The sequence below is a fragment of the Blautia pseudococcoides genome, from assembly GCF_001689125.2.
Taxonomy (GTDB): Bacteria; Bacillota; Clostridia; order Lachnospirales; family Lachnospiraceae; genus Blautia; species Blautia pseudococcoides.
This window is the reverse complement of record NZ_CP015405.2, coordinates 3408497-3433793: the sequence shown is the minus strand read 5'-3', so window position 1 is coordinate 3433793 and position 25297 is coordinate 3408497. Positions and strand designations below refer to the sequence as shown.

Sequence of the window (25297 nt, the reverse complement as noted above, 5' to 3'; positions counted from 1 at the left end):
TTTATTGTTCCTCCTTCGTAGTCAGCACCGGAAGAATCAGCGTAACCAGAGTTCCGCAGTGCTTCTTGCTTTTTATTTGCATTCCATATGCAGATCCGTAACAAAGCCGGATTCTTTGGTTGATGTTGTAAAGTCCTATACTTTTTGAAGAATCTTTTGTATGCTGATAGATTGTCTGATCCATTTTTTGGAGTTCATCAGGAGTCATGCCGCAGCCATTGTCAAAGATATCAACAAATAAGTTTTGTTCCTTCTCCGTGATATGTATGATAATATGCCCATCCTGTTCGATATCCTCTAAACCGTGAAGAATGGCGTTTTCGACGATTGGCTGCAGAAGAAGAGGAAGAATCTGATAATCCTTCAAGTCCATATGGGGCGGCGTTTTTAAGGAATAATTAATCCGCTCATGAAAACGCAGTTTTTGGATGGACATATAGATATTTATATAGTCCAGTTCTTTTGAAAGAAATGTAAATGATGTTGCTGTATTTTCCAAAACATACCGCATGGATTTACCTAAGAGTTTTACAGCGTTTGCCACTTCGTAGTTACCGGCTTTCAAGGAGCGCATACGAATCGTTTCCAGTGTGTTGTAAAGAAAATGCGGGTTGATCTGATTGGATAACATTTTAAACTCCATTTGCTGCTGTTGATTCGTTAGTTCCTGCGTGCGGATCTGAGCCTCATAGACGGACGCTTCTTTTGCCAAAATATTTTGAATCATGGTATTCAGATCTGTAAAGGCCTCCGATATTTCATCTGTGCCAGGGAATGTATCCAGGATCGTGTAGCTGCCATGGCTTACATTATGCATGGTTTGTCTTAATTTGATAACGCGGTGGCCAAAGTATTTTGAGAAGGCGTATATAAAAGTGCTGGTGATCAGTAAAATCAAGAAAAGGATCACAATATGAATTCTGGTGATTTTATTGATATATGGAATGCCGTCATAATCCAGCGAGGCCACATAGAAGCTGCTGTCTGAGTAATGAGTGGTGAGACGGGAAACACATCCAATGGAAGTTCGATCCTTAAGCTCTATTTTACCCAGATATGTTCCGCTTAAATTTTCGCCATATGCAGCCAGAGAAGAATCCGGCGGATTTTTTCTGCTGCAATAGAAGAAATCTTCGCCGCCCAGCCATAATACGGTATGGAGGCCGCTGTTTTCAATTCTGTTTTTAAGGTGATTATCGCTGACAGACAGATTCATAATCGCGTAGCTTTTAATTAAAGGCAGAAAAATACGGGTATGAAGACTGAGGATGACCTGGGGATTCCCAAAATCATCCAGTACGGTTTCCTTCGTCCAAAAAGGAGTGACGCTGTGGGAGGCCTGCTGATACCAGTCTTCATTTTTTACGTCTTCTGTAATTTGATGTATGTATTTCCATTCAGGCAGTGAAGTGTTAAAGGTATAGACAGATATATCCTGTATGGAAGCATCCTGCGCAAGAAAATGGTGAAAACCATGATAATTCTCCATGATTTGAAGACTGTCCTTTGGTGAATTAAAATCTTCACTTAATATTTGGATCAAAGTCTGTTCAGAGGCTAAAGACTGCGCTTTATCATAAATATTACTTGTAAGATCCAGCAGAATAGATTTTACTCTGAGGTTATCAGAATAGGATTGTTCTTCATAATGTGTAAGCAGGAGAGAACGTGTATTATATATCAAATAATTGCCTATAGAAACAACAGGGATAAAAATTGCAATGAAAAAAATAATATAAAGCTGTTTCTGGACTTTAATTCTGGTAAGCAGGCTGGAAAACTTTTTATAAACCATGGGAACCTCCGCTTTTTTATAACACTTCAGATACCTGAACTGTCATGCTCTTTTCTGATTTAATTATATTAGTTTTTTTCATGAATTGAAAGACACTGGGGAAACTATTCTACGGTATTTTTCAGTGTAGATATACGGTACTTATTAGTGGCGCGGTTTATAAGAACTGGCTTCTGCAATGGACGACAGCTTTTCGGCGTTGGATTTCAAAACGGACGCCCGGCTACGGGCTGCGCTGAAAAACGAAGTTACCGAAAGCGCCGTAATCATGGTTGCGCAGCGTATCAAGCTGTCCGGATTCACGTTCCAACTGTGGAAACGAGTAATTTCCGGTGCGGTACAATAAATTAGCACTCGACTCTTGACAGTGCTAACAAATAGTGTTATATTAGCACTAGAACAAATAACAAAAAGCTCAAATCTCGAAATGGAGGGATTTTATGAACATCAGCAAATTTACACAGAAATCACTTCAGGCAGTTCAGGACTTGGAAAAGACAGCTTACGAGTTCGGCAACCAGGAGGTCGAACAGGAGCATTTACTATATAACCTTTTACATCAGGAAGACAGCTTGATCCTGAAACTGATTGAAAAAATGGAGATCCAGAAAGAACACTTTCTGAACAATGTAGAAAAAGCATTAAATGCCCGGACAAAAGTATCCGGCGGCCAGCCCTATATCGGACATTACCTGAATAAAGCACTGGTCAGTGCCGAGGACGAGGCAAAGGCCATGGGAGATGAATACGTCTCCGTGGAGCACCTGTTTCTGGCCCTTATCAACAACCCAAGCCCGTCCATGAAGAAAATCTGGCAGGAGTACGGAATCACAAAGGAGCGCTTTCTGCAGGCACTTAGCACTGTGCGGGGCAACCAGCGTGTGACCACTGACAATCCGGAGGCCACCTATGACACATTGAACAAATACGGCCAGGATCTGGTGGAAAAAGCAAGAGAGCAGAAGCTTGACCCGGTCATCGGCAGGGATGCTGAGATTCGTAATGTCATTCGTATTTTATCCAGAAAAACAAAAAATAACCCTGTACTGATCGGTGAGCCGGGCGTTGGTAAGACCGCGGCTGTAGAGGGCCTTGCACAGCGGATCGTTCAGGGCGACGTGCCGGAGGGGCTGAAAGATAAGAAAATTTTTGCCCTGGATATGGGTGCCCTGGTGGCAGGCGCCAAATACAGAGGTGAATTTGAGGAACGTCTGAAAGCAGTGCTGGAGGAAGTGAGAAAAAGTGAAGGACAGATCATTCTGTTCATCGACGAGCTTCATCTGATCGTAGGCGCAGGCAAGACGGACGGAGCCATGGATGCAGGCAATATGCTGAAGCCCATGCTGGCAAGAGGTGAACTGCATTGTATCGGTGCCACCACTCTGGATGAGTACCGCCAGTATATTGAAAAAGACGCGGCCCTGGAGCGGCGGTTCCAGCCGGTAACAGTGGACGAACCAACCGTGGAGGATACCATCTCCATTCTTCGTGGCCTGAAAGAGCGTTACGAGGTATTCCACGGCGTGAAGATCACCGACAGTGCGCTGGTAGCTGCAGCCACCTTATCAAACCGCTACATTTCCGACAGGTTCCTGCCGGATAAGGCCATAGACCTGGTGGATGAAGCGTGCGCCCTTATTAAGACAGAGCTGGATTCCATGCCTACAGAGCTGGATGACCTGCGCAGAAGGATCATGCAGATGGAAATTGAGGAGGCTGCCCTGAAAAAAGAGAACGACCGTCTCAGCCAGGACCGACTGGTGGATCTGCAGAAGGATATGGCAGAGCTGCGCGATGAATTTAACGGAATGAAAGCCCAGTGGGACAATGAAAAATCCTCTGTGGAAAAGCTTTCCGGACTGCGTGAGCAAATTGAAGATATGAATAAACAGATCCAGGTTGCCCAGAGAAATTACGACCTGAACGAGGCCGCAAGACTTCAGTACGGCGAACTTCCCAGGCTCCAGAAACAGTTAGAGATCGAGGAGGAGAAAGTGAAGGACCAGAATCTGTCTCTGGTACACGAGAGTGTCACGGACGAGGAGATCGCAAGGATCATTTCCCGCTGGACAGGTATCCCGGTTGCCAAGCTGACGGAGGGCGAGAAGACCAAGATCCTGGGTCTGGCGGCAGAGCTGCACAAACGTGTGATCGGTCAGGAGGAGGGCGTGGAAAAGGTAACAGACGCCATCATCCGTTCCAAAGCCGGTATCAAAGACCCCAGCAAGCCCATCGGTTCCTTCCTGTTTTTGGGACCAACCGGTGTAGGTAAGACAGAACTTGCCAAGACACTGGCGGCTGCCTTGTTTGATGACGAGCAGAATATGGTGCGTATTGATATGAGTGAGTACATGGAGAAATATTCCGTGTCACGTCTGATCGGAGCGCCTCCGGGATATGTGGGATATGAGGAGGGCGGACAGCTCACAGAGGCTGTCAGAAGGAAACCTTACTCTGTAGTCCTGTTCGATGAGATTGAAAAGGCACATCCGGATGTCTTCAATGTTCTGCTTCAGGTGTTGGATGACGGCCGTATCACAGATTCCCAGGGCCGCACCGTTGACTTTAAGAACACGATCCTGATCATGACATCCAATCTGGGTTCCACCTATCTTCTGGACGGCATTGAACCAAGCGGTGAGATCAGCCAGGAAGCCAGAGATATGGTTGATAAGGACCTGCGTGTGCACTTCCGTCCGGAGTTCCTGAACCGTCTGGATGAGATCATCATGTTCAAACCGCTCACCAAGGAGAATATCGGCGGTATTGTGGATCTGCTGGTTGAGGATCTGAACCGGAGGTTAAAAGACCAGGAACTCTCTTTGCGCTTGACAGATGCGGCGAAAGATTATATTATTGAGGGCGGATACGACCCCATTTATGGCGCGCGTCCTCTGAAACGTTACCTGCAGAAATACGTGGAGACACTGACTGCGAAACTCATTCTCTCCGGCAATGTGGGCACAGAGGACACCATTGTCATTGATGTGGAAAAGGGTGAACTTACAGCCCGCAGGGCATAAGAGGTGAGAGAGACTATGATACCAAAAGATCCGGTGATGCTGCTGAGCTTTGCCAACATGAAACTGAGAGATTTCTATTCTTCTCTGGATGCTATGTGCGAAGACCTGCAGCTTGACAGAAAAGACCTGGAGAATAAACTGGGCGCAATAGACTACGCCTATGATGAAAAATTAAATCGTTTTATCTGAAACAAAAAGCCTGTATGCCAAGATGTAAATCTTGTGGCATATGGGCTTTTTACGATTTTTATGTCTTGCCAAGACATGCATATGTGATAGAATAAGAGCAGATGAACATTCAGAAACAGCCGTTGCGATTTCTGCTCAATGTTTAGGCAGGTATTTATATGAGCAGGGAGAGAATACAGTGCGCGGCTATGTAACGGTTCAGTTTTTGAACTGTTACGCAGCAATAAAGATCAGGAGGATCAGGCAATGAAAAGAACAATTCAAGTAGAGATCAAAGAGCCTCAGTATATCGTGGACACCAATGTCACCTTCGCCCAGGTGCGTGACTGGTTTGGGCATACAACGAAAGATTTGAAGATGGATATTATTTTTCCGGAACAGGGGGAGAAAAGAAGTCCGTGCATTATCTGGATATGCGGCGGAGCCTGGCAGCAGATGAGCAGAAGTGCCCATCTGGTCTATCTGGCGGATTTGGCAAGACAGGGATTTGTGGCTGCCAGCGTCCAGTACCGGACCAGCAATGAAGCCGTATTTCCTGCTCAGCTTCAGGATATAAAAGCAGCGATCCGGTATCTGAGGGCACACGCGGAGCGTTACTGCATAGACAGCGGACATTTCGGCGTTATGGGGGAGTCCGCAGGCGGACATCTCACAGCCATGGCTGCGCTGACGGGGGACAGAGGAGAGTTTGATACAGGGGACTATCTGGAGTATTCAAGTGCTGTACAGGCAGCCTGTCCTTGGTACCTTCCTGCAGATATTACCAAAATGCCTGTGGATACGGCAAGGGATATGCAGGCCGCACCGGAATCTCTTTTGATAGGTATGAACGCAGCCCATCACCAAAAAGAAGCCCTGAACGCGTGCCCGGTCAGCTATGTGACAGAACAGGCACCGCCGTTTTTACTGCTTCACGGGGTATGTGACCGCACAGTCCCCTTTTCCCAAAGCGAGGCCATGTACGCCGCTCTTGAGGAAAAAGGCGCTGAAGTACAGCTTATCGCCCTGGAAGGCGCGGACCATGCGGATATCCGCTTCTTTCAGAGACAGGTGTGGGATTTGATCACAGGATTTTTTAAGGAGAAACTGGTGTAGAAAAGCGGAGAGTAACGGGGCGGATACCGTTGAACCGTTACAAGGATAATTTCATATGAGCCGGGACAAAGCCTGTATACCAAGATATAAATAAGGTATACAGGCTTTTGATGTTGTCTTCATTTGTCAAATCAGTGATATTTTTAAGTCAGACCAGTTATAGAAAAGAAACGGGGAAAAGAATACCATAGACGTATCAAAGGAACAGAAATGAAGGAGGAAATCACATGAAGAAAAAGATAGTAGCTGCCATGCTCACAGGGGCCATGGTGTTATCACTGGCAGCCTGCGGAGGCGGGAACGGCAGTGAGGGCGGGGAGACAGCGTCCGGGGAGGACGGAAAGGCCCCCTACACAGTGACCATGGTGCTGCAGGGCAGCCAGCCCGCCGACGAAGAGCGGATCGAGGGGAAGATCAATGAGATCCTGGAAAAGGAAGTAAATGCAAATCTGGACATTGTAGTCCTCCCCTGGGCCAGCGCCACACAGCAGCTTCAGCTTATGCTTGCCGGTGATGAAAAGATTGACTGCTTTTATACAAATGCCACCAATGCCATCCAGTACATGCACAGCGGACAGATCATGGATATGTCAGAACTGGTGGGAAAGTACGGTAAAAACTTGAAGGACATTTACGGTGAAGATGTACTGAACAGCAACACAGTGGATGGTTTCATGTACGGTGTGCCAAACCAAATAGAAAGGGGAAGTATCCCTGCTGTCTTCATGAGAAAAGACCTGGTGGAGAAATACAACATAGATACATCCGCGGTCAAAGCTCCAAAGGACATGGAATCTGTGTTTGAGGCAGTAAAGACAGGGGAGCCGGACATGACCATGCTGTTTTCCATCAATGAGGGAGATACACCGGTGACAAGGCTGTTCGGAGGCGACCCTTTGTCAGATGCCAACTACCTGGGTGTGCTCATGGATCAGGAAAACGACACTACCATCACCAATTTCTTTGCCAGCGACTGGTATAAGGATACCACCACCATGCTCTATGACTGGTATCAGAAAGGATATATCAGCAAGGACGCGGGAACAGACACAGAAAACTGGCGCACTGTCTGCAAGGCGGGCAATCTGTTCTCCCTGTTTTTTGCCTATCATCCGGGAACGCCCGTGGAATTCAAAAGCTCAACCGGGTATGATTTTGAGATTGTTCCGTTCAGAGACTACCCGATCAAAAACTGCCAGACCTACAACGGCGTTATCTATTCCATTGCGCAGAACTCAGAGAACCCGGAAAAGACCATGGAAACCCTGGATTATATCTATGGCAGCCCGGAGATCATGAATCTGCTGAACTGGGGTGAGGAAGGAGTGGATTATGTCATAGAGGATGAGGAAAACGGCATCATTAATTATCCGGAAGGCATCACTGCCGACAATGTGGGATACAGCCTGAATCTGGGCTGGGAGCTGCCCAACCAGTTCATCGCACACAAATGGACCGGCTCTGATCCCCAGCTTTGGGAGAAGATGGAGGAATTCAACGATTCCGCAAAAGAGTCAAAAGCAGTGGGCTTCTGCTTTGACAATACCCAGTATGAGAGCCAGGTAGCCGCGCTTGCCAATATTGTAAAACAGTACACCGGCTCACTGAACAGCGGTTCCGCTGACCCTGAGACGTATCTGCCCGAATTTTTGGATGCTCTTGAGGCAGCAGGTATTGATGAGGTCATTCAGGCAAAACAGGAACAGTTTGACAAATGGCTGGAAGAGAATAAATAGACCGGATCATTTTTGACAGCAGCTTGCTGAAAGCAATTTTCAGACACACGCTAGGAAACAAAAAAGCTCTTAGTGCGGCAGCTTTTTTGCCGGAAAGAAAACCGTTGCCAGGGTGTGCCGGAAGGGATTTTCAGACATGCTCTAAGACAGAGGAGGAAGAATATGAAGAAAAAATCCAGGCTCAGTGTCTACAAACAGCACTGGCCTTTATACCTGATGCTGCTGCCGGGCCTTTTGTACCTGCTGATCAACAACTATATTCCCATGGGAGGAATCGTGATCGCCTTTAAGAAGCTGAACTTTTCAAAAGGCATATTTGCCAGTCCTTGGTGCGGTCTGGATAACTTTAAGTTTTTATTCCAGTCAAAGGATGCATGGATCATTACCAGAAATACACTGCTTTACAACGTTGCCTTCATAGCGGTAAATATGATCGTAGGTATCGCGGTTGCCATATTGATCTGTGAAGTGCGGAACAATAAAATGAAAAAGCTCTACCAGAGCGCCATTCTGCTGCCGTTCCTTATGTCCATGGTGATCCTGAGCTACATTGTTTACGCACTGCTCAGTTCCGAGAACGGCCTGATAAACAACACCATTTTAAGCGCTCTTGGAAAAGAACCGGTGCAGTGGTATCAGCAGCCGAAATACTGGCCCTTTATCCTGGTATTTGCCAACTGCTGGAAGGGTGTCGGATATGGGTGCCTCATCTATATCGCCTCGATCATCGGCATTGACCCGTCCTACTATGAGGCCGCCAGCCTGGACGGCGCAACCAAATGGCAGCAGATCACAAAAATCACCCTGCCAAGCCTGGTACCTACCATTATCACCCTGCTTCTGTTAAATATCGGACGTATTTTCTATTCGGATTTCGGCCTGTTCTATCAGGTGTCCATGAATTCCGGGGTTCTCTTTCCGACCACCAATGTGATTGACACCTATGTGTACAGAGCACTCATTGAGCGGGGAAATATCAGTATGTCCTCCGCGGCAGGCGTGTACCAGTCCATTGTGGGATTTGCTATTGTTCTGCTGAGTAACTGGGTCGTGAGAAAAGTAGATAAAGAACAGGCATTGTTTTAGGAGGAGAGGGAATGAAAAATTCAGCAAAAGAAAAACGGTATCAGTTTTTTATCAATATAATTCTGATCCTTATGACATGGATCATTGTACTGCCCTTTGTACTGGTGTTCATTTCTTCCGTCACAGATGAAAATACACTGATCCGCAACGGCTACTCATTTTTTCCTGAGAAATTAAGCCTTTACGCTTACCAGTACATTATCAAACAGGGAGAAAAAATACTGCGCGCGTACGGGGTCACTATATTTGTCACGATCGTGGGCACCATACTGAATATCAGTTTGTCCGCGCTGATGGCATATCCGCTGACCATCAAGACACTTCCCCACAGAAGGGCACTGACCTTTTTCGTATTTTTTACCATGCTCTTCAACGGCGGCCTGGTACCTACATATCTCATGTATGTGAATTATCTTCACATCAAGAATACGATTTTTGCGCTTCTTCTGCCGAACCTGCTGCTGAGTGCCAACAATGTGCTGATGATACGCAGCTATTTTATCACAAGTATACCGGATGCCCTGTTTGAAGCGGCCAAGATAGACGGGGCAGGGCATATGAAGATATTTACCAGTGTGGTGCTGCCTCTGGGTAAGCCCATCCTTGTGACTATGGGACTCTTTTCCGGACTTGCCTATTGGAACGACTGGACCAATGGTTTATACTATTTATCAGGGAACCAGGGACAGAAGCTGTTCGGCATTCAGAACCTTTTGAATCAGATGATCACGGATATCCAATACCTGGCAAGCGGAAAAGTCGTGGGAAATATCGGCGCGGAGGTAGCCAAGCTTCCCACCACATCCATACGAATGGCCATTGCGTTCATAGCCATGCTGCCGCTGTTTATCGTGTATCCATTCCTTCAAAAATATTTCTCGGAGGGAATCACTCTGGGGGCAGTGAAAGGATAAAAAACCCATGAAAGTTCCAAAATACAGAAAACAAAAAAGTATGGCTCAGCAGATGAAGGCCATCCTCATCATTCTCATGGTGGTGCTGGCTGTGTATGTGGGTGTCAGCGCCATGCTCCTTGGAAGGACCAGAAAGCAGGCCATTCAGGAGATGGACGAAATGTCAAGGCTCTATACAGATGAGCTGGACAACCGCTTCCTGCGGATCAGCCGGAGCCTGTTTTCCAATATCAAGGAAAAGAACCAGGGGTATTCTGTATTGGGGGACTATATTGAGATCATAGAGCATTCCGATGATTCTGTAAAAATAAACAACGCGGTCAGCAACCTGCGGAGGATCTGTCTCTCTTATGCGTGGGAGTACGGCACAGAATACCACTTTTTCCTGTATTTAAAGGAAAATGATATGTTCACCATGCTGACCATGACAGGAGAGGGGTATGACATAGATAAGGATCTGGAGGATGCTGTGAGAAACCAACTGGGGCTTATCACGGATACCTCCTACTCGGTCAAGAAGAAGTGGAACCGTATGGACTGCGGCGAAGAAAATTATATCTGCAAAATAGCCCAGAGCCAGGATGTGTACATGGGCTGCTACGTGAATGTGAAAAGCATTCTGGAGCCTTTCACAGACACGATCGTGGGGGATGACGGCTATGTGCGTCTGGTGGACGCTAAAAACCGGGTGGTGGGTCAGATCACCAGCAAAGGCATCGAACAGGAACCGGATTCCCGTGAAGCAAACAGTGGATATTCGCTTGGCAAAAATCTGAAACAGGCACCTTTTGGTATCCAGATGAAGATATCAGGGGACAAAATACTGGGCGTCATGATGGGCAGCCTGGGATTTCTTTTAGTCCTGGCAGCAGCAATGGTCCTGGCCGGGGCCGCCATCCTCTTATATCTGAAAAAATATCTGCTGGAGCCTGTTCGGAAATTTACGGATAACCTGACAAAATATGATGACGATGACTATACCTTCCACATCACGGAAAACAACCTGATGGAGCTGGAGCAGATTGACGGCAAGTTCAAGAACATGATACATCAGATCCGCCGTCTGAAGATCACCCTGTATGAACAGGAGCTGGAGAAACAGAAGATAGAGATGGATTATCTGAAGCTGCAGATCCGGCCTCATTTCTATCTGAACTGCCTGAATTTTATATACAGCATGATAGATTTTAAACAGTACGGTACTGCCCGTAAGATGACTAAGACCACCTCAGACTACCTTCAGTATGTATTCCGCAGCACCAGCGGTCTGGTGCCTGTAAAAGCGGAGGCAGCACACTGTGAGGACTATCTGAAAATACTGCTCCTGCGCTATCCGGACAGCTTTGAATACTATTTTGAGATAGATGAAGAGGTGGAGGATGGGGAGATATTCCCTTTCATGCTCCAGGTTTTTGTGGAGAATGCGGCAAAACACGCGCTGACCCTGGAGGAGAAGATATTGATCTCAGTCACAGCATTTCCGGAGGACAGGGAAGAGGGGAAATACATCAATCTGTATATTTCCGACACCGGAAGGGGATTTCCCAAGCATGTTCTGGAGAGGCTGAAGCAAGGGGAGGGAATCAGCGAAAACGGCAGTCATGTGGGAATTGAAAACTGTCTGAAGCGTTTCCGTTATTATTACGGGGGACAGGGGGAGATCAATTTTGACAACAGCCCTCTTCAGGGGGCCATTGTGGATATCCACATTCCTTTCCGGAAACATAAGAAGGATCTTGGTCCGGGGTTGGCAGACAAAACGGTTCAGGGAGGTACGGATGAATCTGTTATTGGTTGACGATGAGGAATATGTGATAGAGAGTATTAAGAAAAATGTGGACTGGGACCTGCTGGATGTGGAGCAGATTTATACGGCGTCCTCCATGCAGCAGGCCCAGACGGTCATGGGACTCATGCCCATCCATGTGATCGTGAGCGATATTGTCATGCCCAAAGGCAGCGGCTTCGATTTTATGGAGTGGGTGCGCAGGGAAGCCTGGGAGGTGCAGGCCATATTTCTCACCAGCTATGCCGAGTTTGATTTCGCACGCCGTGCCATTGCCCTGGACAGTGTGGATTACCTGCTGAAACCCATAGACTTTACAAAACTCACCGCGGCCATTCAGAAGGCATCCGACAGGGTAAAGGCGGCCCGGAATTATCAGGTTTACCGCCAGGAGAGCAGAATCTGGGAACAGAACAGGGAAATCCTTCTGAAAAATTTCTGGTCTGAGCTGCTCTTGGGCAGGCTAAAACAAGCCGTCATAGAGGAGGAAATCCAAAAAAGACATCTGGACTATAAGCCGGAGGACAGGTTTCTGGCTGTGCTCTGGCATTTGTCCGGCAGAGGAGGAAGAGAGAAAAGGGAGCACTGGGATGAAAACATTCTTTTATTTATCATAAAAAATATTCTGGGGGAGCTGGCAGACGCTTATCAGGTGGCTTTGGAAACGGTAGTTCCTTGTGGGAAGGACAGCTATACGGTTATCTGCCGGGGCGCGGTCCGGAATCTGGAAAGACTCAGCGAGGAAGGTGTATTTTCCTCTTTTCGGAATCTGCTGGGGGAACGCATGCAGATGGATATCTGGTGCGGAGCCGGCAGCAGCGTGGAGATCAGTGTTCTGGATGACTGCCTCGTCCAGTTACAGGATATGCGGGACAACAGTCTGACGGTGTGGGATAAAGTCCTGTATCTGTCCGATTTCCGGCAGCCCTGTATTTCTTATCAGAATAAACAGCGCGCAGTGTGGGAGGCCCTTCTCGCCGAACAGAAACCGGAAGCGCTGCTAGGCAGTATGCGGCAATACCTGACAGAGCTTGCAGGGCGCGAGCTGGTCACACGTGACATATTAAAAAGCTTCCGCATGGACATTACCCAGATAACCTACACCTGGCTTGCCGCCAGGGAGATCAAGGCCCATCTGCTCTTTGCCGGAAGTGAGAACGAACAATATTACCAGGAGGCCCTGGAGAGTGTGGAAGGTGCCATGCAGTTTGCCTCCCACCTGGTGACCAGGGCTGTGGAATACACAAAATACATCAACAAAAGCGAATCCGTGGCAGACCAGCTAAAAGAATACATAGACACACACTACCAGGAGGATATCAGAAGGGAGACCTTAGCTGAACTCGTATATCTGAATGTGGACTATATGTCCAGAATCTTTAAAAAAGAGGCAGGCATATCCATCAGCGCCTACCTGATGCAGAAACGGGTGGAGGCGGCGAAAAAGATGCTGACCCAGAGCAGCCTGCCCATCAACACGGTTTCCATCTATGTGGGATACAGCAATTTCTCCTATTTCACAAAAATGTTCCGGGAGAACACAGGATACTCACCCCTGGAATACCGCAGAAAATTTATAAAGAAGCAATAAAACAGAGAGGAACGATCATGACAAGACAACAATTAATCCAACTTTTAAAAGATATGCCGCTTCAGGAAAAAGTGAATCAGATGCTACAGGTGGCCGGCAATTTTTACATGGACGATACCGTCATCACAGGCCCTATGAAGGAGAACGGCTTCACAGAGGAGAACATCTCCCAGGCCGGTTCCGTTTTAGGTGCCCTCGGCGCATCAAAAATAAAAGAGATCCAGAGAAACTACATGGAAAAACATCCGCACAAAATCCCGCTGCTCTTCATGCTGGACATCATCAACGGCTTCCGCACCATATTCCCCATCCCTCTGGGACAGGGTGCCACCTTCGAGCCGGAGTTATCCGAAAAGTTAGCAGCCGCAGCAGCCAAAGAGGCTGCCGTCAGCGGCCTTCATGTGACTTTTGCCCCCATGGTGGATCTGGTAAGGGATGCCCGCTGGGGCAGAGTCATGGAATCCACCGGGGAGGATACCTATTTAAACTGCCTTTTCTCCGAGGCCATGGTCCGGGGTTTCCAGGGGGATGATCTGAAAGCCCCCTACAAAATAGCAGCCTGTGTGAAACACTTTGCAGGATACGGTGCCCCCACAGCAGGCCGCGATTACAACACCGTGGAGCTTTCCGAACACACCCTGCGTGAATTTTACCTTCCCTCCTACAAAGCCGGCATCGACGCAGGCGCAGCCCTGGTCATGACCTCCTTCAACACCATAAACGGAGTCCCGGCAACCGGAAATAAATGGCTCATGCGCCATATCCTGCGAGAGGAGATGGGCTTTGACGGAGTTCTCATATCCGACTGGGCTGCCATTGAGGAGATCATTTACCACGGCTACTGCGAAGACAGAAAAGAGGCAGCCGTAAGAGCAGCCGAGGCAGGCGTTGACATTGACATGATGACCGGCATCTACTCTGAGCATCTGACAACTCTCATAGAGGAGGGAATCCTGGATGAAACGCTGATAGACGAAGCAGTTCTCCGCATTCTGGAACTGAAAAACAAACTGGGCCTCTTTGAGAACCCATACAAAGACGCGGACGAGACCAAAGAAAAAGAGATCATCCTATGTGAAGAACACAAAGCCCTTGCCAGGGAAGCCGCCCGCAAATCCTTGGTCCTCCTGAAAAATGAAGGCGTGCTCCCACTGAAAAAAGGACAGCACCTTGCCTTCATCGGACCCTACACAGACAACCGCAGCATGTCAGGCTCCTGGTCCTTCATCGGCCGCCCAGAAGACACCCTGACCCTCCGGGAAGCTGCCCTGGAATTCCTTGACAGCACAGAAGCCGCCTTCCATCCGGGCTGTTCCCTCCTTGGAAACGACATCCACCTGGAAGGTTTCACAGAGCAGACCGGGGAACCCGTTTCCCCCGTTCAGCAGCAGAAAATGCTCACAGAGGCCATAGAAGCCGCCAAAAAAGCAGATCTTGTCATCATGCCCTTAGGCGAGCACTACGTCCAGTCCGGCGAGGCCACCAGCAACGCCAACATACAGATACCAGAGATCCAGCAGACCCTCTTCAACAAAATTTACCAGGTAAACCAGAACATTGCAGTCATCCTCTTCTCCGGAAGACCCCTGGACATCAGAGCGCTTTCCCATAAAGCCAAAGCCATCCTTCAGGTCTGGATGCCCGGAACCGAAGGCGCCCACGCGATCATGGACGTCATCACAGGCACCTTCAGCCCCAGCGGTAAACTCCCCATGAGTTTCCCCTACAGTGTCGGCCAGGTCCCTGTCCACTACAACGAATACGCCACCGGCCGTCCCTATACCGGAGCAGACAAAGACCGCTTCCGCTCCAAATACCTGGACATCCCCAATGCTCCCCTATATCCCTTCGGATACGGCCTGAGCTACACCACCTTTTCCATCTCCCCCATAGAGCTGGACAAGTCCGCAATGACCAAAACCGAAACCATCCAGGCCTCCATAACCATAAAAAACGAAGGCTCCTTACCCGGAACCGAAGTCATCCAGCTCTACATCCACGACCGGGCCGCCACCGTCGTCCGCCCCGTCAAAGAGCTGAAACACTTCCGCAAGATCCACCTCCAGCCCGGTGAATCCCAAAAAGTAACCTTCCATATCACCGACCAGGACCTCCGGTTCCTCACCGAACACTCCCGCCTGGAAAGCGAACCCGGCACTTTCGACCTCTACATAGGCACCGACAGCACCACCACCAACCAAACCCGGTTCACCCTCTTACCCTAACTAAAAATTAAATACATATACAATCCCTCTCCCGCTTATAGTTGTAACAAGCAGGAGAGGGATTTTTTCTTTTCCTTTCCGCCCACCCTGACGCCGCACCGGATCCCCCGTCCGCATTGCATCCCGTCCGCATTGCATCCCGTCCGCATTGCGTCCCGCCCCCTCTTGCACCACCCCCCTTTTCGTGATAGTATAAAAAAGAAAAAACCCACGGAGGCACCCCATGAGCTCCTACGAAAATTTTGCCCGCGTATACGACCTCTTCATGGACAACATCCCCTATGAAGAATGGTGCACATATCTCACCGGGCTTTTGAGAAAATATAACATAGAAGACGGCCTGATCCTGGAATTAGGCTGCGGCACCGGCAATGCCACCAGGATCCTGTCATCTTCCGGCTACGACATGATAGCCATAGACAATTCCCCGGACATGCTGGAGATCGCCATGGAGAAAAAAGCGGAAGACGGCCAGGACATCCTCTACCTTCTGCAAGACATGCGCGAATTCGAGCTTTACGGCACTGTGCGGGCAGTAGTCTCCATCTGTGACAGCATGAACTACATCACAGAAAAGGAAGACCTCCAGGAAGTGTTCCGTCTGGTCAATAATTACCTGGATCCAAAAGGCATTTTCATATTTGACCTGAACACCCCCTACAAATACAGGGAAATCCTGGGCGAACAGACCATAGCTGAGGACAGGGAGGATGCCAGCTTTATCTGGGACAATTATTTTGATGAGGAGGAGAACATCAACGAATACGACCTCTCCCTCTTCATCCCGGAGGAGCACAGCGGGGAGATCCTCTACCGCAAATACGAGGAAGTCCACTACCAGAAAGCTTACACCCTGGAGGAGATCAGACATGTCATAGAGGCATCCGGCATGAAATTCCTGACCGCTTATGATGCCTTTACCCATGACCCGGTAAAGGAAGACAGTGAGCGCATCTATATCCTTGCACAGGAATGCGGAAAAGAATAAGCGATTTCCACAGGCTGCACCATCAGAAATACACCTGTGAGTTATTATAATAAAAGGAGAAATAACATGGCAGACTATATAGTAAGAGCAACCGCAGCAAACAGCCAGATCCGTGCCTTTGCTGCAACCACAAGAAATTTGGCAGAGCACGCCCGGGCAGCACACAACACAAGCCCCGTGGCCACAGCAGCCCTGGGCCGCCTTCTCACAGCCGGAAGCATGATGGGTGTTATGATGAAGGGCGATAAAGATTTACTGACATTGCAGGTCAAGGCAGGAGGCCCTCTGGAGGGTATCACCGTGACTGCGGATTCCAAAGGAAATGTAAAAGGCTACGTGGGCAACCCCAATGTCATCCTCCACGCAAACGACAAGGGAAAACTGGACGTGGCGGGAGCTGTAGGCGTGGGCTTCATGAATGTGATCAAGGATATGGGTCTGAAAGAGCCGTATGTAGGCCAGACCGTACTGCAGACCAGTGAGATCGCCGAAGATCTGACCTACTATTTCGCCACCAGCGAGCAGGTTCCCTCCTCTGTAGGCTTAGGCGTTCTGATGGAAAAGGACAACACCGTAAAACAGGCAGGGGGTTTTATTATCCAGCTCATGCCCTTTACAGAGGAAAAGGTGATCAGCCGTCTGGAAGAAAACCTGAAAAATGTAACATCTGTGACCACCATGCTGGAGGAGGGCCACACCCCCCAGTCCCTGCTGGAAATTCTGCTGAATGGTTTTGACATAGAGATCAACGAGACCATCCCCACACAGTTCTACTGCAACTGCAACAAAGACCGGGTGGAAAGAGCGCTCATCTCTGTGGGCAGAAAAGAGCTGCAGGACATGATCAATGAGGGGAAAGAGATTGAGATGAACTGCCATTTCTGCAACAGGAATTATACATTCTCTGTGGAAGAAATGAAAAATATATTAAAACGCTGCAAAAGAGGGTAGAGAAAGGTCAGGTACAATATGAGAGATGGTTTTATCAAAGTAGCAGCCGCCACACCGGATGTACTGGTAGCAGACTGTGTACACAACAGACAGGCAATCGTAGAGAAAGCCAGGGAGATGGCAAAGAACGGGGCAAAGGTCCTGGTATTTCCGGAACTCTGCCTGACAGGGTATACCTGCCAGGATCTGTTCTGGCAGGAAACCCTGCTGCACAGAACAGAGGAAGAGCTTAAGATCATGCAGAGAGAGCTTCAGGATATTGACGGACTGATCTTTATCGGACTGCCCCTGCGGCATAAAGGAAAGCTCTACAATGCGGCAGCTGTGCTGAATCAGGGCAGGATCCTGGGGTTTGTTCCCAAGCATCATCTGCCCAATTACGCTGAATTTTATGAGGCCAGATATTTTGTACCGGGTCAGGCTTTTGACGGATATGTGGACTGGCAGGGGGAAAAGGTTCCTTTTGGCATGAATCTGCTGTTCCACTGTGCGGAAGTGCCGGGTCTCTGTGTGGCAGCGGAAATCTGTGAGGATCTGTGGGCGCCTAACCCGCCCAGTATATTCCATGCCATGGCAGGAGCCACTTTGATCGTCAATCTCTCAGCCAGCGATGAGACAACGGGAAAAGACGCTTACCGCAGGGAACTGGTAAGCGGACAGTCCGCGCGCCTGATCTGCGGATATGTGTATGCCACGGCAGGCAACGGGGAGTCCACCCAGGATTTGGTATTCGGGGGACAGAACCTGATTGCGGAGAACGGCACTGTCCTGCGGGAGGCAAAACGTTTTGCAAATGAGACCATTTACGGGGAAATTGATGTGGAGCGTCTGGAGAGTGAGAGACGGAGGATCTCCACCTGGCAGCCGGAGTCCAAGGAAGAGCATACGCAGATCTATTTCCATGTGAAGGAGGAACAAACGCCTCTGTCCAGATTTTTTGACCCCAGTCCCTTTGTACCGGAAGATAAAACGGACAGGGACAGAAGATGTGACGAAATTCTAACGATACAGGCTATGGGCCTGAAAAAGCGTCTGGACCATACCGGCAGCAAAGCCGCGGTCCTGGGTATCTCCGGTGGTCTGGATTCCACCCTTGCCCTGTTAGTGACCGCCAGGGCATTTGATCTGTGCGGCCTGGACAGAAGCCGGATCACAGCAGTGACCATGCCATGCTTCGGCACCACCGACAGGACCTATACCAATGCATGTGAGCTGACAAGAAGGCTGGGAGCCTCCCTCCGTGAGGTTGACATAAAAAAGGCAGTACTACAGCATTTTGAAGATATCGGACATGATTATGAAGACCACAGTGTGACCTTTGAAAATGCCCAGGCAAGGGAGAGGACCCAGGTCATCATGGATATTGCCAACAGCCTGGGCGGTCTTGTGATCGGAACGGGAGATCTGTCAGAGCTGGCTCTGGGCTGGGCGACTTATAACGGGGATCATATGTCCATGTACGGAGTCAACGGCTCTGTTCCGAAAACACTGGTACGACATCTTGTGCGCTACTATGCGGATACCTGCAAAGAGCCGGAACTGGCGGCTATCCTGGAGGACGTGCTGGATACGCCTGTAAGCCCGGAGCTGCTTCCTCCGAAGGATGGGGTTATTTCCCAGAAGACAGAGGATTTGGTAGGCCCGTACGAGCTGCACGATTTCTTCCTGTACTATATGATGCGTTTCCAGTACGGACCGGGGAAAATTTACCGGATCGCCAGAATTGCCTTTGCCGGCATGTATCATGACGAAGTGATATTAAAATGGCTGAAGAAATTTTACTGGAGATTTTTCTCCCAGCAGTTCAAGCGCTCCTGTCTGCCGGACGGCCCTAAGGTGGGAAGTGTGGCGGTGTCACCGAGAGGGGATCTCCGGATGCCCAGTGATGCGTGCGTGAGGATCTGGATGGATGAACTGGATACATTGGGATAACAGGTTCGGGAAAAGAAGGTGTAAAAGTTGCAGAAAAATAAGATGCGTGCTGTTGTATATCAGGGAAAGGGAAACATAGCCCTTGAAGAGCGGGATATCCCTGTTATCCGAAATGCCGCGGATGCGGTCGTGAAAGTTACTCTCACAACCATATGCTCCAGTGATATCCATATAAAACACGGAGCGGTGCCCAGGGCAGTGCCGGGAACCATTCTGGGCCATGAGTTTGTGGGACAGGTAGTGGAGACCGGAAGTGCTGTAAAGAAGGTCCGCCCCGGTGACCGGGTGGCTGTCAATGTGGAGACATTCTGCGGGGAGTGCTTTTTCTGCAGAAGGGGATTTGTGAATAACTGCGAGGATGAAAACGGCGGCTGGGCGCTTGGATGCCGCATAGACGGAGGACAGGCGGAATACTGCCGCATTCCCTATGCGGACAATGGCCTGACTAAGATACCTGACCATGTGACCGACGAGGAAGCCCTGTTCATCGGAGACATTCTTTCAACCGGTTACTGGGCTGCCAAACTGGGCGGATTAAAACCTGCGGATACGGTTGCGGTCCTGGGCGCCGGTCCCACAGGTCTTTGCACCATGATGTGTGCCCGGTTATACAGTCCGGCAAAGATCATTGCCATAGATGTGGATGCAGACAGGCTGGAACTGGCCAAAAGACAAGGGCTGGCTGACGTGGTGGTATGCCCCATGCCGGAGCGCTGCCGCTGCGGGGCGGAGGATTATGCGGACGTGGCAGGAAAAGTGCAGGAGTATGTTGTAGGGCGTATCCTCTCAGAGAGTCATGGGAGAGGCGCTGATGTGGTATTTGAAGCTGCTGGCGGGGCGGATACTTTTGAGACGGCATGGAAGATTGCCAGGCCCAATGCGGCTGTCGTGGCAGTTGCCATGTATGAGGAAGAACAGGTCCTTCCCCTGCCCCGGATGTACGGCAAGAACCTGACCTTTAAAACAGGCGGAGTGGACGGATGCTATTGTGAGGAGATCATGGAGCTATTGTCAGCGAAAAAACTGGATACAAGCTGCCTGATCACGCACAGGACGAGCCTGGACGGTATCTTGAAGGCATATGAAATATTTGAAGGCAGGCAGGATGGAATAATAAAATTTGCGGTGAAACCATGAGGATACAGCGGAAATTTATTCCGCAGAAGGAGACAGGCATGAAGAAACTAAGAATGGGTGTGTTAAGTACAGGGAATATTGCTGCGACTATGGCGGAGACACTTGGGTATATGGAGGATGTGGAACTGTACGCAGTGGCGTCCAGAAGCCAGGAGAAAGCGGATGCTTTCGCGGCAAAATTCGGATTTGAAAAAGCATACGGTACATATGAAGAAATGGCAGCGGATGGAAAGGTGGATCTGGTATATGTGGCAACTCCCATTTCCGAACACTGTGCAAATGTAAAGATGCTGCTGGAAAACGGCAGGAATGTCCTGTGTGAGAAAGCATTTTCCGTAAATGCACAGGAAGCCCGGGAGATGACGGCGCTGGCAAAAGAAAAAGGTCTGCTGCTGGCAGAGGCTATGTGGGTGAGATATATGCCCATGGCGGAGACACTGCAGGAAGTCATTGCCTCGGGGGCCATCGGTAAGCCGTATACCCTGACCGCCAATCTGGGATACCTTCTGGAATCCGTCCACAGGATGATGGTGCCGGAACTGGCGGGGGGTGCGCTGCTGGATGTAGGTGTTTACACCCTGACGTTTGCATCTATCGCGTTTGGAGATGATATTTCATCCATAGATACCTCTGTGGTAATGACAGACACAGGCGTGGATGCGCAGAGCAGCATTACCCTCTGCTATCCGGACGGCAGGATGTCTGTGCTGAACAATTCCCTCCGGGCGCTTTCTGACAGACAGGGGGTCATTTACGGAACAAAAGGTTTCCTTGTGGTGGAGAATATCAATAATTTTGAATCCATCACGGTCTATAATGAGAAACGGGAAGTGACTGCCCGGTATGACCAGCCAAAGCAGATAAGCGGTTATGAATATGAGGTGAGAGCCTGCAAAAAGGCCATAGAGGAGGGACTTTGTGAGTGTCCTCAAATGTCCCACAGCCAGACAGTCCGGATCATGGAGCAGATGGATGCAGTCCGTAAGAATTGGGGACTTTGCTATCCTATGGAAAAATAACAGGATTTAACAAAATAACAGCGGCCTGAGTTCAGAAGTGGCGCAGTGATCAGAACAATAAAGCTAATACCGGGGAATGTACGAGAGTACGTTCCCTTGTTTATTTTTGCCGTTGTTATTATGACTAAAATTATCTCTGGAAGTTTGTGCATAAAACCATATATGAGTAGAAAAATCCTGAAAATATGCCATAATGTATTTAATATATATTGTATGAAGTATAAATTATGCGCAAAAGGTATTGCGGCATAAATAGGCATGTGCTATGATGTCCAAATAATAATGGAGAACCAGGAGGAATAGACATGATACGGAAATACACATACGGAAATCCTTTCTGTACGGATGCGGTTGTAAAGGAGATAACAGCAGAGGATCATTCGCTGCCTTACCTGAAACAGACGGTACAGGATGGCAGACTCATATTTTCCTGCCGCCTTGGGGAAAAGGACTTGGTATACGGACTGGGTGAAAATGTGAGAGGAATCAACAAAAGGGGATGGCTTTACAAGAGCTGCTGCGCGGATGAACCGAACCATCTGGAAGACAGGCATTCCCTTTACGCGTCCCATAACTTTTTGGTGGTCGCAGGTGAAGAGACCTTCGGTGTTTTTTTCGATTACCCGGGAATCATCAGTTTTGATGTAGGCTATACCCATATGGATGAACTGGTCATTACACTGGAGGAGCCGGACGCTGATGTATACATCCTAAATGGCAGTGGTATCCGCTCAATTGTAAAAGAATTTCGGGGGCTTATTGGCAGAAGCTATATTCCGCCCAGGTGGGCATTCGGATACCAGCAGAGCCGATGGGGATATCAATGTGAGGCGGACATCCGTGAGGTGGCAGAGGAGCACAGGAAAAACCATCTGCCGCTTGACAGTATTTACCTGGATATTGATTATATGGAACGGTACAAAGACTTTACCATTGATGAGGAACGCTTCCCTGATTTTGAAGGCCTTGTGAGAGATATGAAGGCACAGAACATCCGACTGGTGCCTATCATTGATGCGGGTGTAAAAGTGGAGGAAGGTTATCCGGTCTATGAGGAAGGTGTGGAGAAAGGTTATTTCTGTAAGGATAAAGACGGAAAAGAGTTTATCGCCGGTGTATGGCCGGGACAGGTGCATTTTCCTGATGTGTTAAACCGTGAGGCACGGGAGTGGTTCGGAAATCAGTATCAGTTCCTTTTGGATAAAGGAATAGAAGGTTTCTGGAACGATATGAACGAGCCATCCATCTTTTTTGCACAGGACCGCATGGATGATACCATTGACGCCATTGCAGAGCTGAAGGGAAAGAATCTGGATCTGGATACTTTCCAGAAATTTACGGGTCTGGTGGATAGTCTGGCAAACAATACGGAGGACTTTAAAAAGTTTTACCACAGCACAGATGTTGGAAATGTGCGCCACGACAAAGTACATAACCTGTTCGGCTATAACATGACCAGAGCGGCCGGAGAGGCATTTGAGCGCCTGTGCCCGGACAAGAGGATCCTGATGTTTTCACGCTCCTCCTACGTGGGTATGCACCGGTATGGCGGTATCTGGACAGGAGACAACAAGTCCTGGTGGCAGCACCTGCTTCTCAATCTGAAGATGATGCCGTCCCTGAATATGGTGGGAATACTCTACACAGGCGCCGATATCGGCGGCTTTGGTTCTGATACTACGGAAGATCTGGTCATGCGCTGGATCCAGCTTGCCATGTTCTCCCCGCTTATGAGGAATCACACAGCACTGGGGACCAGAATGCAGGAGGTTTACCGGTTTGACCATACGGAGCAGTTTGCGGGTATACTGGGGATCCGCTATGGACTGCTGCCCTATATTTACAGTGAATACATGAAAGCGGCCCTTTTCGGGGATATGTACTTTATGCCTCTGTCTTTCGTATACACGGAAGACACCTTTGCCTCCCAGGTGGAGGACCAGCTTTTAGTGGGGGACAGCCTTATGATTGCTCCGGTCTACACCCAGAATGCGGAAGGAAGGTATGTATATCTGCCTGAGGAGATGGCACTTCTCCGTTTCCGGAGCCTGACTGACTATGATACGGAAATCCTCCCCGCAGGACATCACTATGTGAAGGCAGGGCTTAGTGAAATGCCGGTATTTCTGCGTCCGGATAAAATATTGCTCCTGTCCGGCGGCGGAGAGTATACCGATGAAGTGGACATGGACCGGGTAAAGGCTGTTGCATTTGTAAAAGAAGGCGCATCTTATGAGTGGTATGAGGATGACGGCAAAGGGAAAGACTATGAAAACCCCGAAAATTATGGTAAGATTGTAGTCGACAGAAGCGGCAGATGTACTTATACAGGAAGCCGCAGAAAAGAGATCACTACAGAAATACTGTAAACAGATTGGGGTAACAGTTCAGACAAGCTGAACTGTTACGCATCCAGCCATTAAAAATCGCTTCGCGATGGGCTGGATGCCTGCTGGCACTACTTTTTCATACGGTCAGCGCAGTAAATGCGCAGACCTGTCTGAACTGTAAACAGATTGGGGACTTTGAAATGATTACAATTAAAGAGATAGCCAATATGCTGAACGTGAGCACCACCACGGTGTCAAACGTCATTCACGGCAAGACAAAAGAGGTTTCGCCAGCCAATGTGGAGCGTATCAGGAAGGTTCTGGAGGAGTATGACTATATGCCGAACATCAATGCCAGGAATCTGGCAAGCAAACGCTCCAGGATCATTGGTATGGTAGTCAAGGTCAACGGAAAAGAAAATCCATTTAAAGACCAGTTCTTCGGCGAACTGCTGGGCGCAGTGGAGGAGCGTGTGAGGAGCAAAGGTTATAATCTGATGGTCTATGCACTGAATGATGTACAGGCAGTTTATCTTGTCCTGGAACATGGATGGACTGGTGACCTGCGGTTTTGTGGAGGGGGAAATCTCATATCTGCAGGAACGCTACAAAAAGCCCATTGTGATCATTGATGATTATGACACCGATGATTTGGACAACTGTATCAACGTCCGTCTGGAAGATAAAAAAGCAGCATATGAAATGACAAAATATGTGATTGGCTGCGGCCACAGGAAAATAGCCTTCCTGGCAGATAATAATATAAACCTGGATCATCAGCGCTTTCTGGGATACTGCCAGGCCATGGAGGAGGCCGGACTATCCGGCAGTGAAGACCATTTCCTTAAGATACGATCCGGAAACAGGGGAGAGCAGGATAACCTGGAGGAGCTGTATGAAAAGTCTTTTGCATACACAGCGGTCATATGCGCCTCGGATTATTATGCATCTATGCTTCTCAATGCGCTGCAGGACAAAGGCAGGAAGATCCCGGATGAACTTTCCATCACAGGATTTGATGATGTGGAGTATGCATCCCTGGTAAGACCGGCACTGACCACAGTGCGTCAGGATATCCAGGAGAAAGGCCGGGTGGCTGTTGATATGCTGGTGAAGATGCTGGAGGGAAGACCGGAGGAGGCAGAGACACTGGTTGTACTTCCTACCCGGATGATCATTCGGGATTCCGTAAAAAAGATCAATTACGAATAAAATAATATTAAATGCCGTATGGCCCGCAGGGAGACTGCAGCCGTACGGCATTTTTGTCTTTTATTGGTTTTATACAAAATACACAAGGAAGCAGAGTGGTCACAGCAGACGTCATACAATATAAACTTTTGCGCAAAAGTATATAGATGTCGAAATTTGTAAAAAAGGTTTTGCGAAAAACCTATTGTAAGATATATACAAAAATATAGGCTATAACAGGTTAAAATGGGGACAAATTCTGTTAAAAATGGAGAAATGCATATTAGGTGTTATAAAAAACATTGATTT

General features: G+C 48.7%; 18 protein-coding genes. 17 read left to right on the top strand and 1 reads right to left on the bottom strand.

What is annotated here, in order from left to right; genetic code table 11:
* Position 1: 1 nt before the first annotated feature.
* Complete coding sequence (locus A4V09_RS16325) at positions 2-1795, bottom strand: sensor histidine kinase (protein WP_065543277.1); 1794 nt, start codon at positions 1793-1795, stop codon at positions 2-4.
* Positions 1796-2235: 440 nt separating this feature from the next.
* Between A4V09_RS16325 and clpB the strand changes: the two genes are divergently transcribed.
* The 17 genes from clpB (at position 2236) to A4V09_RS16235 (ending at position 25009) form a co-directional block, all read left to right on the top strand.
* A complete protein-coding gene (gene clpB / locus A4V09_RS16320) occupies positions 2236-4818 on the top strand; it encodes an ATP-dependent chaperone ClpB (RefSeq protein ID WP_065543276.1) in 2583 nt (860 codons plus the stop codon).
* A gap of 15 nt (positions 4819-4833) precedes the next feature.
* Positions 4834-5007 (top strand): DUF4250 domain-containing protein, encoded by a 174-nt coding sequence (locus A4V09_RS16315; RefSeq protein ID WP_065543275.1) that lies wholly within the window; start codon positions 4834-4836, stop codon positions 5005-5007.
* A 246-nt stretch (positions 5008-5253) separates the two neighbouring features.
* Complete coding sequence (locus tag A4V09_RS16310) at positions 5254-6102, top strand: alpha/beta hydrolase (RefSeq protein ID WP_065543274.1); 849 nt, start codon at positions 5254-5256, stop codon at positions 6100-6102.
* A gap of 227 nt (positions 6103-6329) precedes the next feature.
* The gene (locus A4V09_RS16305; protein ID WP_065543273.1) at positions 6330-7838 is read left to right on the top strand and encodes an ABC transporter substrate-binding protein; all 1509 of its coding nucleotides are present in this window, start codon (positions 6330-6332) and stop codon (positions 7836-7838) included.
* A gap of 162 nt (positions 7839-8000) precedes the next feature.
* The gene (locus A4V09_RS16300; protein ID WP_065543272.1) at positions 8001-8924 is read left to right on the top strand and encodes an ABC transporter permease; all 924 of its coding nucleotides are present in this window, start codon (positions 8001-8003) and stop codon (positions 8922-8924) included.
* A gap of 11 nt (positions 8925-8935) precedes the next feature.
* On the top strand, positions 8936-9838 hold the full coding sequence (locus tag A4V09_RS16295; RefSeq protein WP_065543271.1) for a carbohydrate ABC transporter permease: 903 nt from the start codon (positions 8936-8938) through the stop codon (positions 9836-9838).
* A gap of 7 nt (positions 9839-9845) precedes the next feature.
* Positions 9846-11636 carry a sensor histidine kinase gene (locus A4V09_RS16290; protein ID WP_065543270.1) on the top strand — a complete coding sequence of 597 codons (1791 nt, stop codon included), beginning with the start codon at positions 9846-9848 and terminating at the stop codon, positions 11634-11636.
* Entirely contained in the window at positions 11617-13215 is a 1599-nt protein-coding gene (locus A4V09_RS16285; RefSeq protein WP_065543269.1) for a response regulator transcription factor, read from the top strand. Before A4V09_RS16290 ends, A4V09_RS16285 begins: the two co-directional genes overlap by 20 nt.
* Positions 13216-13232: 17 nt before the next feature.
* Positions 13233-15440, top strand: coding sequence for a beta-glucosidase BglX (gene bglX, locus A4V09_RS16280; RefSeq protein ID WP_065543268.1), 2208 nt, complete (start codon positions 13233-13235; stop codon positions 15438-15440).
* A gap of 223 nt (positions 15441-15663) precedes the next feature.
* On the top strand, positions 15664-16428 hold the full coding sequence (locus A4V09_RS16270; protein WP_065543266.1) for a class I SAM-dependent DNA methyltransferase: 765 nt from the start codon (positions 15664-15666) through the stop codon (positions 16426-16428).
* Positions 16429-16494: 66 nt separating this feature from the next.
* Positions 16495-17379 carry an Hsp33 family molecular chaperone HslO gene (gene hslO / locus A4V09_RS16265; RefSeq protein ID WP_065543265.1) on the top strand — a complete coding sequence of 295 codons (885 nt, stop codon included), beginning with the start codon at positions 16495-16497 and terminating at the stop codon, positions 17377-17379.
* Positions 17380-17397: 18 nt separating this feature from the next.
* Positions 17398-19311, top strand: coding sequence for an NAD(+) synthase (locus tag A4V09_RS16260; protein ID WP_065543264.1), 1914 nt, complete (start codon positions 17398-17400; stop codon positions 19309-19311).
* Between the two features lie 42 nt (positions 19312-19353).
* Positions 19354-20448, top strand: coding sequence for an alcohol dehydrogenase (locus A4V09_RS16255; RefSeq protein ID WP_065544826.1), 1095 nt, complete (start codon positions 19354-19356; stop codon positions 20446-20448).
* Positions 20449-20486: 38 nt separating this feature from the next.
* Positions 20487-21467 carry a Gfo/Idh/MocA family protein gene (locus tag A4V09_RS16250; RefSeq protein WP_065544825.1) on the top strand — a complete coding sequence of 327 codons (981 nt, stop codon included), beginning with the start codon at positions 20487-20489 and terminating at the stop codon, positions 21465-21467.
* A 305-nt stretch (positions 21468-21772) separates the two neighbouring features.
* Positions 21773-23836, top strand: a complete 2064-nt coding sequence (locus tag A4V09_RS16245; RefSeq protein ID WP_065543263.1) for a glycoside hydrolase family 31 protein — start codon at positions 21773-21775, stop codon at positions 23834-23836.
* Between the two features lie 161 nt (positions 23837-23997).
* The gene (locus A4V09_RS16240) at positions 23998-24429 is read left to right on the top strand and encodes a LacI family DNA-binding transcriptional regulator (protein ID WP_084043632.1); all 432 of its coding nucleotides are present in this window, start codon (positions 23998-24000) and stop codon (positions 24427-24429) included.
* Positions 24332-25009: a LacI family DNA-binding transcriptional regulator gene (locus A4V09_RS16235; RefSeq protein WP_198168549.1), complete on the top strand. Its 678-nt coding sequence runs from the start codon at positions 24332-24334 to the stop codon at positions 25007-25009. The genes A4V09_RS16240 and A4V09_RS16235 overlap by 98 nt, the downstream gene beginning before the upstream one ends.
* The last annotated feature ends 288 nt before the right edge of the window (positions 25010-25297 follow it).

Bases quoted from the DNA above. Each gene is read 5' to 3' on its own strand.
- A4V09_RS16325 (WP_065543277.1), bottom strand. From the start codon at position 1,795: ATGGTTTATAAAAAGTTTTCCAGCCTGCTTACCAGAATTAAAGTCCAG.
- clpB (WP_065543276.1), top strand. From the start codon at position 2,236: ATGAACATCAGCAAATTTACACAGAAATCACTTCAGGCAGTTCAGGAC.
- A4V09_RS16315 (WP_065543275.1), top strand. From the start codon at position 4,834: ATGATACCAAAAGATCCGGTGATGCTGCTGAGCTTTGCCAACATGAAA.
- A4V09_RS16310 (WP_065543274.1), top strand. From the start codon at position 5,254: ATGAAAAGAACAATTCAAGTAGAGATCAAAGAGCCTCAGTATATCGTG.
- A4V09_RS16305 (WP_065543273.1), top strand. From the start codon at position 6,330: ATGAAGAAAAAGATAGTAGCTGCCATGCTCACAGGGGCCATGGTGTTA.
- A4V09_RS16300 (WP_065543272.1), top strand. From the start codon at position 8,001: ATGAAGAAAAAATCCAGGCTCAGTGTCTACAAACAGCACTGGCCTTTA.
- A4V09_RS16295 (WP_065543271.1), top strand. From the start codon at position 8,936: ATGAAAAATTCAGCAAAAGAAAAACGGTATCAGTTTTTTATCAATATA.
- A4V09_RS16290 (WP_065543270.1), top strand. From the start codon at position 9,846: ATGAAAGTTCCAAAATACAGAAAACAAAAAAGTATGGCTCAGCAGATG.
- A4V09_RS16285 (WP_065543269.1), top strand. From the start codon at position 11,617: ATGAATCTGTTATTGGTTGACGATGAGGAATATGTGATAGAGAGTATT.
- bglX (WP_065543268.1), top strand. From the start codon at position 13,233: ATGACAAGACAACAATTAATCCAACTTTTAAAAGATATGCCGCTTCAG.
- A4V09_RS16270 (WP_065543266.1), top strand. From the start codon at position 15,664: ATGAGCTCCTACGAAAATTTTGCCCGCGTATACGACCTCTTCATGGAC.
- hslO (WP_065543265.1), top strand. From the start codon at position 16,495: ATGGCAGACTATATAGTAAGAGCAACCGCAGCAAACAGCCAGATCCGT.
- A4V09_RS16260 (WP_065543264.1), top strand. From the start codon at position 17,398: ATGAGAGATGGTTTTATCAAAGTAGCAGCCGCCACACCGGATGTACTG.
- A4V09_RS16255 (WP_065544826.1), top strand. From the start codon at position 19,354: ATGCGTGCTGTTGTATATCAGGGAAAGGGAAACATAGCCCTTGAAGAG.
- A4V09_RS16250 (WP_065544825.1), top strand. From the start codon at position 20,487: ATGAAGAAACTAAGAATGGGTGTGTTAAGTACAGGGAATATTGCTGCG.
- A4V09_RS16245 (WP_065543263.1), top strand. From the start codon at position 21,773: ATGATACGGAAATACACATACGGAAATCCTTTCTGTACGGATGCGGTT.
- A4V09_RS16240 (WP_084043632.1), top strand. From the start codon at position 23,998: ATGATTACAATTAAAGAGATAGCCAATATGCTGAACGTGAGCACCACC.